The sequence below is a fragment of the Streptomyces atriruber genome (genome assembly GCF_001418325.1).
GTDB lineage: Bacteria > Actinomycetota > Actinomycetes > Streptomycetales > Streptomycetaceae > Streptomyces > Streptomyces atriruber.
In genome coordinates, this window is record NZ_LIPN01000428.1 from 1 (window position 1) to 6775 (window position 6775).

At 72.1% G+C, this 6775-nt stretch carries 7 protein-coding genes; 3 read left to right on the top strand and 4 right to left on the bottom strand.

Features of this window, described 5'->3' with window-relative positions:
* Nucleotides 1-155 precede the first annotated feature (155 nt).
* Nucleotides 156-617 (bottom strand): AraC family ligand binding domain-containing protein, encoded by a 462-nt coding sequence (locus AOK03_RS34730; protein WP_063792647.1) that lies wholly within the window; start codon nt 615-617, stop codon nt 156-158.
* Between the two features lie 304 nt (nt 618-921).
* On the opposite strand from AOK03_RS34730, the gene AOK03_RS34735 reads away from it, so the two are divergent.
* Nucleotides 922-2370: a multicopper oxidase family protein gene (locus tag AOK03_RS34735; RefSeq protein WP_055569371.1), complete on the top strand. Its 1449-nt coding sequence runs from the start codon at nt 922-924 to the stop codon at nt 2368-2370.
* 68 nt (nt 2371-2438) lie between these two features.
* On the opposite strand, the gene AOK03_RS34740 is transcribed toward AOK03_RS34735, so the two are convergent.
* Nucleotides 2439-2912, bottom strand: a complete 474-nt coding sequence (locus tag AOK03_RS34740; protein WP_055569372.1) for a carboxymuconolactone decarboxylase family protein — start codon at nt 2910-2912, stop codon at nt 2439-2441.
* Nucleotides 2913-3028: 116 nt separating this feature from the next.
* On the bottom strand, nt 3029-3961 hold the full coding sequence (sigJ, locus tag AOK03_RS34745) for an RNA polymerase sigma factor SigJ (RefSeq protein WP_055569373.1): 933 nt from the start codon (nt 3959-3961) through the stop codon (nt 3029-3031).
* Between the two features lie 145 nt (nt 3962-4106).
* Between sigJ (AOK03_RS34745) and AOK03_RS34750 the strand changes: the two genes are divergently transcribed.
* Nucleotides 4107-4499, top strand: a complete 393-nt coding sequence (locus AOK03_RS34750) for a nuclear transport factor 2 family protein (RefSeq protein ID WP_079075149.1) — start codon at nt 4107-4109, stop codon at nt 4497-4499.
* A gap of 52 nt (nt 4500-4551) precedes the next feature.
* Here the strand turns inward: AOK03_RS34750 and sigJ (AOK03_RS34755) are convergent, their stop codons facing one another.
* On the bottom strand, nt 4552-5487 hold the full coding sequence (gene sigJ / locus AOK03_RS34755) for an RNA polymerase sigma factor SigJ (protein ID WP_055569375.1): 936 nt from the start codon (nt 5485-5487) through the stop codon (nt 4552-4554).
* A gap of 563 nt (nt 5488-6050) precedes the next feature.
* Between sigJ (AOK03_RS34755) and wrbA the strand changes: the two genes are divergently transcribed.
* Nucleotides 6051-6662, top strand: coding sequence for an NAD(P)H:quinone oxidoreductase (gene wrbA / locus AOK03_RS34760; RefSeq protein ID WP_055569376.1), 612 nt, complete (start codon nt 6051-6053; stop codon nt 6660-6662).
* Nucleotides 6663-6775 lie beyond the last annotated feature (113 nt).

Here is a 6775-nt window from a genome sequence, read left to right on the forward strand (position 1 = left end):
GGCACTCACTGGAACTGCCCCGATCGCGACAGGCCCGGGGCCCCGGCCCGCCCACCGGCCGGGGCTCCCCCCGGCTCCCGCCACCCGCAACTCCCCAGTCCGGCACCGGAACTGACCCCGTCACGGGCCGCCCCGGCCGGTGCCCCGGGTGTGCGTCAGGTCAGGGGGGTTCCGCAGCGGGCGCAGAAGCGGGCCTCGCGGTCGGCGGCCAGGCGGCCGCACTGCGGGCAGACCCGGTCCAGCAGGCAGACCGGCTCGCCCGCGCCGGGGGCGGCCGGGGCGGGGCGGCGGTGGGCCGTGGTGTAGGTCAGGCCCCGTGCTCCGGCCCGCAGGGTGTGCGCGGTGCGGGCGGGCAGCCAGGCCAGGGCGCCGGGGGCGAGCGCCCACCGCGCCCCGGGCAGGCGCAGTTCGCCGCTGCCGGCCAGCACGGTGAGCAGCACGCCGTGCCCGGTCTCGGCCGGTTCGCCCAGGTCCGCGCCGGGAGCCAGCCGTACGACGGCGGCGTCCAGGTCGCGGGCGGCGCCGCCCAGCGCCCACACCAGGGCGACCGGTCCGCGTCCCGGGGCGCCGGTCTGTTCGGGGTCCAGGAAGACCGCCCCGGCGGTCGGCTCGGTCATGGGCATGCGCCTTCCTTCTTTCCCGTCACACGCGTCACACGCTGCGGTCCCGCTCCGTGTCCCGCTCCCCTGCCGGGGAGCCCTCCACAGGGTGCGGCAGCCGCGGCGTCACCTGCCCGACCCGCCGCTGTCACCGCAGCGTTGCGGGGGGCGGGTGGGTACAAAGCGGATCCAAGTGAATCTCGAGCTGGCCCTGGTGAACTACCGCTGGCACCGCACGGCTTGACGCGGCCGCGCTCGTCGTCACGCACGCGGCTGCCCCCGGCGGATGCCCCCATTTCACTCACGCACATAGGAGGGCACCATGGTCACCCGACGCCGTCTGCTCGGCACAGGACTCGCCGCCGCGGGCGTAGGGCTCACCGGGGCGTCATTCACCCCTCTGCTCGGTGTGGACCGCGCCAAGGCCAGCCCGGCCGCGGCGACCGCGATACCCGAGCTGTTCGCCGTACCCATGCCCCAGATGCCGGTGCTCAGACCCACCTTGCGCACCGCGACCACCGACCACTACGACGTCGCCATGCGCCGGGTCCGCAAGGAGATCCTGCCGGGCATCCAGACCGACCTGCTCACCTACAACGGGAACTTCCCCGGCGCGACCATCAAGGCCCGCAGCGGCCGCACCGTGATCGTGCGCCACCGCAACGAGCTGGACGTGCCCACCTCCTCGCACCTGCACGGCGCCTCGGTCACCCAGGCCAACGACGGTGACCCGATGGACACCCTCGCCCCGGGCGGCGACCGTCTTTACACCTATCCCAACAAGCAGCCGCACGCCTCCCTCTGGTACCACGACCACGCCCACCACATGGAGTCGGAGAACGTCTACCGCGGGCTGCACGGCAGTTACCTGCTCACCGACAGCATCGAGGACAAGCTGCCGCTGCCCAAGGGCGAGTACGACGTGGTGGTCGCGATCCGCGACGCGCACTTCGATGCGGCCGGGCAGCTCGTGTACGTCATGGACGACCAGCAGCGCTCCACGCTGCTGGTGAACGGAGCGCCCTACCCCTATTTCCAGGTCGCCGCCCGCAAGTACCGGCTGCGCCTGGCGAACATGTCCAACCAGCGCTTCCTGGGGCTGCGGCTGGCGGACGGCAGCGAGATCGTCCAGATCGGCTCGGACGGCGGTCTGCTGCCCCGCCCGCACACCACCGACTCGATCACCCTCTCGCCGGGCGAGCGCGCCGACGTCGTCGTCGACTTCTCCCGCTACAAGGTGGGCGACAAGGTGGTGCTGGAGAACACCATCATCTTCGCCGGCTCGGCCGAGCAGGTCGGCCAGGTGATGCGCTTCGACGTGGTGCGCACGGCCGCGGACACCAGCTCGGTGCCCGCGGTGCTGCGTTCCCTGCCGGCGCTGCCCACGCCGACCAACGAGCGCACCATCGTGATGAAGATGGACGAGGGCGTCGAGCACCCCAAGGGGTACATGGACGGGAAGATGTACGACCCCGCGCGGGTCGACTCCAGCATCCGCTTCGGTGCCAGCGAGGTGTGGACGGTCACCAACGCCAACCCCCGGGTGCCGCACAACTTCCATATGCACCTGGTGCAGTTCCGGGTCCTGGAGCGGGGCGGGAAGCCGCCGCTGCCCGGCGAGTCGGGCCTGAAGGACACCGTGATCGTCGCGCCGGGCGAGACGGTCAAGCTCCAGGCGACCTTCGACAGCTACCGGGGCACGTACGTGTACCACTGCCACATGCTGGACCACTCGGCCATGGGCATGATGGCGACCATGAAGATCAGCTGAACCGGGGCCGCCCGCGGTCGGACCGGCCGCGGGCGGCCACCCGCTCCCCCCCCCGGGCGCGGGGGAGGCTAGGCGAACTGGCCGACCCGGTAGTGCCCGGCGGGCTGCTGGGCCAGGATGTTGAGCCGGTTGAAGGCGTTGATCAGGGCGATGGTGGACAGCAGGGCGGCGAGCTGGTCCTCGTCGTAGTGGCGGGCGGCGTTCGCCCACGCCTCGTCGCTGACGCCGCCGGCCGCGTCGGCCACCCGGGTGCCCTGCTCGGCCAGCTCCAGCGCGGCGCGCTCGGCCTCGGTGAAGACCGTCGCCTCCCGCCACGCGGCGACCAGGTTGAGGCGCACCGCGCTCTCCCCGGCGTGCGCGGCCTCCTTGGTGTGCATGTCGATGCAGAAGCCGCAGCCGTTGATCTGGCTGGCGCGCAGCCTGACCAGTTCCTGCGTCGAGGCCGGCAGCTCCGAGTCCGCGGCCGCCTTGCCCGCCGCGGCCAGGTACTTCAGGAACTTGGCCGAGACGGGGTTGTCGAAGAGGTTCAAGCGAGCGTCCATGGTGGGCTCCTCTGCCGTGCTGGTGCGTACACAGCTGAGACCAGATGGCCCCCGCGGATGTGACAGCCACCCCGGTGACCTGCCCGTTTCCCCGCACCTGCGGTGCGGGGCGGGGGTCAGCCGGTGGTCCAGGGGCGGAGCTTCTCGGGGTTGCGGACCGCCCACAGGTGCTTGATCCGGTCGCCGGCGAAGTCGAAGGCCAGCACCGAGACGGTGACGCCGTCCTGCTGGACGACCAGGCCGGGCTCGCCGTTGACGGTGCGCTCCAGGATCGTCATGGCGGGCGCCTTGGCGGTGATGGTGACCAGGTAGCGGGCGATCTGCTCGCTGCCGCCGGTGGGGGGCGCGGCGTTGACCAGGCCGCCGCCGTCGGCCAGCCCGGTGGCGTCGGGGTCCAGGAGGCTGATGAGGGCGCCGATGTCCTTGGCCTCCCAGGCCTGCTTGAAGTCGCGGACCAGGTCGGCGCGGCGGGCCGTGGCGGCGGCGGGCGGCTGCTGGGCGCTGCGGATGCGGCGCCGGGCCGAGGAGGCCAGCTGGCGGCAGGCCGCCGGGCTGCGGCCGACGCTTTCGGCCACTTCGGCGAAGGAGTAGCGAAAGACGTCGTGGAGGATGAACGCGACGCGCTCGGCCGGGGTCATGGACTCCAGGACGACCAGGAAGGCCATGTTGACCGACTCGTCCAGGGTGATCCGGTCGGCCGGGTCGGCGGTGCCCACCGAGCGGCCGCTGATCCACTCGGAGTGGTCGGGCAGCGGCTCGGGGATCCATTCGCCCACGTACCGCTCGCGCCGGGCCCGGGCGGAGCCCAGCAGGTCCAGGCAGATGCGGCTGGCCACGGTGGTCAGCCAGCCGCCGGGCGAGGCGACGGCCTCGCGCTGCGCGGGCGACATGGCATACCAGCGGGCGTAGGCCTCCTGCACCACGTCCTCGGCGTCGGCCAGGGAGCCCAGGAAGCGGTACGCGAGGTTGATCAGCTGACGCCGCTCGCTCAGGACCGTGCTCAGGCCCGCTTCAAGCTCATCGTCGTCTGGCGCGGTCTGCGTCCTCATCGTCTCGCTTGCTCCCTTGGCCGGAATCTGCCGTCATTGCTACGACGAGACAGCGGGTGGGAATGTGAGGTCGCCCGGCCCCGGCGGGGCGGACCTTCTGGCAGGATTCCAGCACTCTCCTAGCCGTATCAAATAGTCATATGGCATGAGCAAACACAAAGCGATCGTGGAGCGGTACCGCGACGGGGTTCTCAGCGGCGACCCCGAGCAGGTCCTGTCCCTGGTGACCGACGACGTGGTGTGGGAGAGCCTGGGCCAGGTCCGGGTGCAGGGCAAGGACGCGCTGCGCGGCGTGGTGCAGAACAAGGACGGGGTCGCGGCCCAGGGCGTCGTGCAGCGCCCGGAGATCACCGTCGACCGGCTGATCGAGGAGGGCGACACCGTGGTGGCCACCGGGCGGGCGGCGCTGCCGCTGCCGGGCGGCGCCAAGGCGGAGTTCCTCTTCTGCGACGTGTTCACCTTCGTCGGGGACGCGATCAGCCACCTGGAGAGCTACAAGGTCAGTCTGACCCCGCCGCCGCAGGCCCCGCAGGGCTGAGCGCGGCGCGGCCCCGGCTCGGTGCCGGGGCCGCGCGCGGTGGTGGGGGGGCTCAGCCCGCCGTCCAGGGGCGGAGCTTCTCGGGGTTGCGGACCGCCCAGATGTGCTTGATCCGGTCGCCGTCGAAGTCGAAGGCCAGCACCGAGACGGTGACGCCGTCCTGCTGGGCGACCAGGCCGGGCTGGCCGTTGACGGTGCGCTCCAGGATCGTCAGGTCCGGGGCCCGGCCGGCCACGTCGGCGAAGACGTGGGCGATCTGCTCGCCGCCGGTGACCGGGAGCAGCTGGGCGCTGACCAGGCCGCCGCCGTCGGCGATGGTGGTGGCGTCGGGGTCGAGCAGCCCGATGAGGGCCTCGATGTCCTTGGCCTCCCAGGCCTGCTTGAAGTCGCGGACCAGGTCGGCGCGTTGGACGGCGGTGGCGGCGGGCGGCTGCTGGGCGCTGCGGATGCGGCGCCGGGCCGAGGAGGCCAGCTGGCGGCAGGCCGCCGGGCTGCGGCCGACGATGTCGGCGACTTCGGCGAAGGAGTAGTGGAAGACGTCGTGGAGGATGAACGCGACGCGTTCGGCCGGGGTCATCGCGTCGAGCACGACGAGGAAGGCCATGTTGACCGACTCGTCCAGGGTGATGCGGTCGGCCGGGTCGCCGGTGCCGCCCCCGGGCCCGCTGATCCACTCCATGCGGTCGGGCAGCGGCTCGGGGATCCATTCGCCCACGTACCGCTCGCGCCGGGCCCGGGCGGAGCCCAGCAGGTCCAGGCAGATGCGGCTGGCCACGGTGGTCAGCCAGCCGCCGGGCGAGGCGACGGCCTCGCGCTGTTGTTCGGACATCGCGTACCAGCGGGCGTAGGTCTCCTGCACCACGTCCTCGGCGTCGGCCAGGGAGCCGAGGAAGCGGTACGCGAGGTTGATCAGCTGCCGGCGCTCGCTGAGAACGGCCCGCAGACCCGGTTCGAGCCGGCTGTCCTCCGGCTCCAGATGCATGCTCATGGTGTCGCCAACTCCCTTGGCTGCGCCCTGCCTTCACCAGTTCGATCAGGCGTCGCCCTGAACGTGGCGCGCGTCACCTCACATTACAACGGGCTGCGTCGTCGTATGGCTGGAGATCGAATTCCTCCCGGGCCCCATCCCCCGGTTGTCCGGTGCCGGAATCCCCGCTCTCCGCTGCGGCTTCGGGCTCTTCGAAGCCGCGCACCGTCTGCCAAGGAGAATTCCCGTGCATCTGATCTCGATCCGCGGCTCACCAGCCGGGCCGGGCCCCGCCGCACGCGGCGGCCGCCCGGTGGACATGGCCCAGTCCCCGACACGGGGCACCTGCGGCTGACCAGGGCCGTGCGGGCGCCGGTTGGCGGGGGCCGCCGACGGCGCAGCACGGCCGGCGGCGCCCCGCGAACCGGGCCGCGGCGGCCCGGGCCGGTCCCGAATTTTTTTCTCTGCTTTTACCGGCCGACCACGGTCTGCCGATTATCCCCAACAGGGGTGCGGCCGCTGCCCGTTCGGGCGGCCGGCTCCTGGCACCACCTGATAGAGCACGCAAAGAAAAGGAAACAGTTGTGGAACCTGTGAACGTTGCAATCATCTATTACAGCGCGACCGGCAACGTGCACACGTTGGCTCAGGCGGTGGCCGAGGGCGCGGAGAAGGCCGGCGCGCAGGTGCGGCTGCGCCGGGTCGCCGAGACCGCCCCGGAGGCCGCGATCAACTCCAACCCGGCCTGGGTCGAGCACCGGGCGGCCACCGCCGACGTCGAAGAGGCCACCCACGACGACCTGTCCTGGGCGGATGCCGTCCTGTTCGGCACCCCGAGCCGGTTCGGTAACCCGGCCAGCCAGCTGCGGGCGTTCATCGACACCACCGGCCCGCTCTGGTTCGCGGGCAAGATCGCGGGCAAGGTGTTCTCCGCGTTCACCGCGAGCAACACCGCCCACGGCGGCCAGGAGTCGACGATCCTGGCCCTGTCGAACACCTTCTACCACTGGGGCGGCATCATCGTGCCGCCCGGCTACACCGACCCGATCCAGTTCCAGTCCGGCAACCCCTACGGCACCTCGCACGTGGCGACCGAGGGTGCGCCCGGCGAGGTGGCGCTGCAGGCCGCCCGCCACCAGGCGCGCCGTGTGGTGGACACCGCGGCCGCGCTGAAGGCCGGCCGCAACGAGATCTGAGGCCCCCGCTCCCCCGCGGGCCTCTCTCACGTGATGGGGGGCCGCCGACCTGCTGGTCGGCGGCCCCCCACACGTTTGCGCGGGAAAGTTGTGGCTCCTGGGTCAGGAGGGGA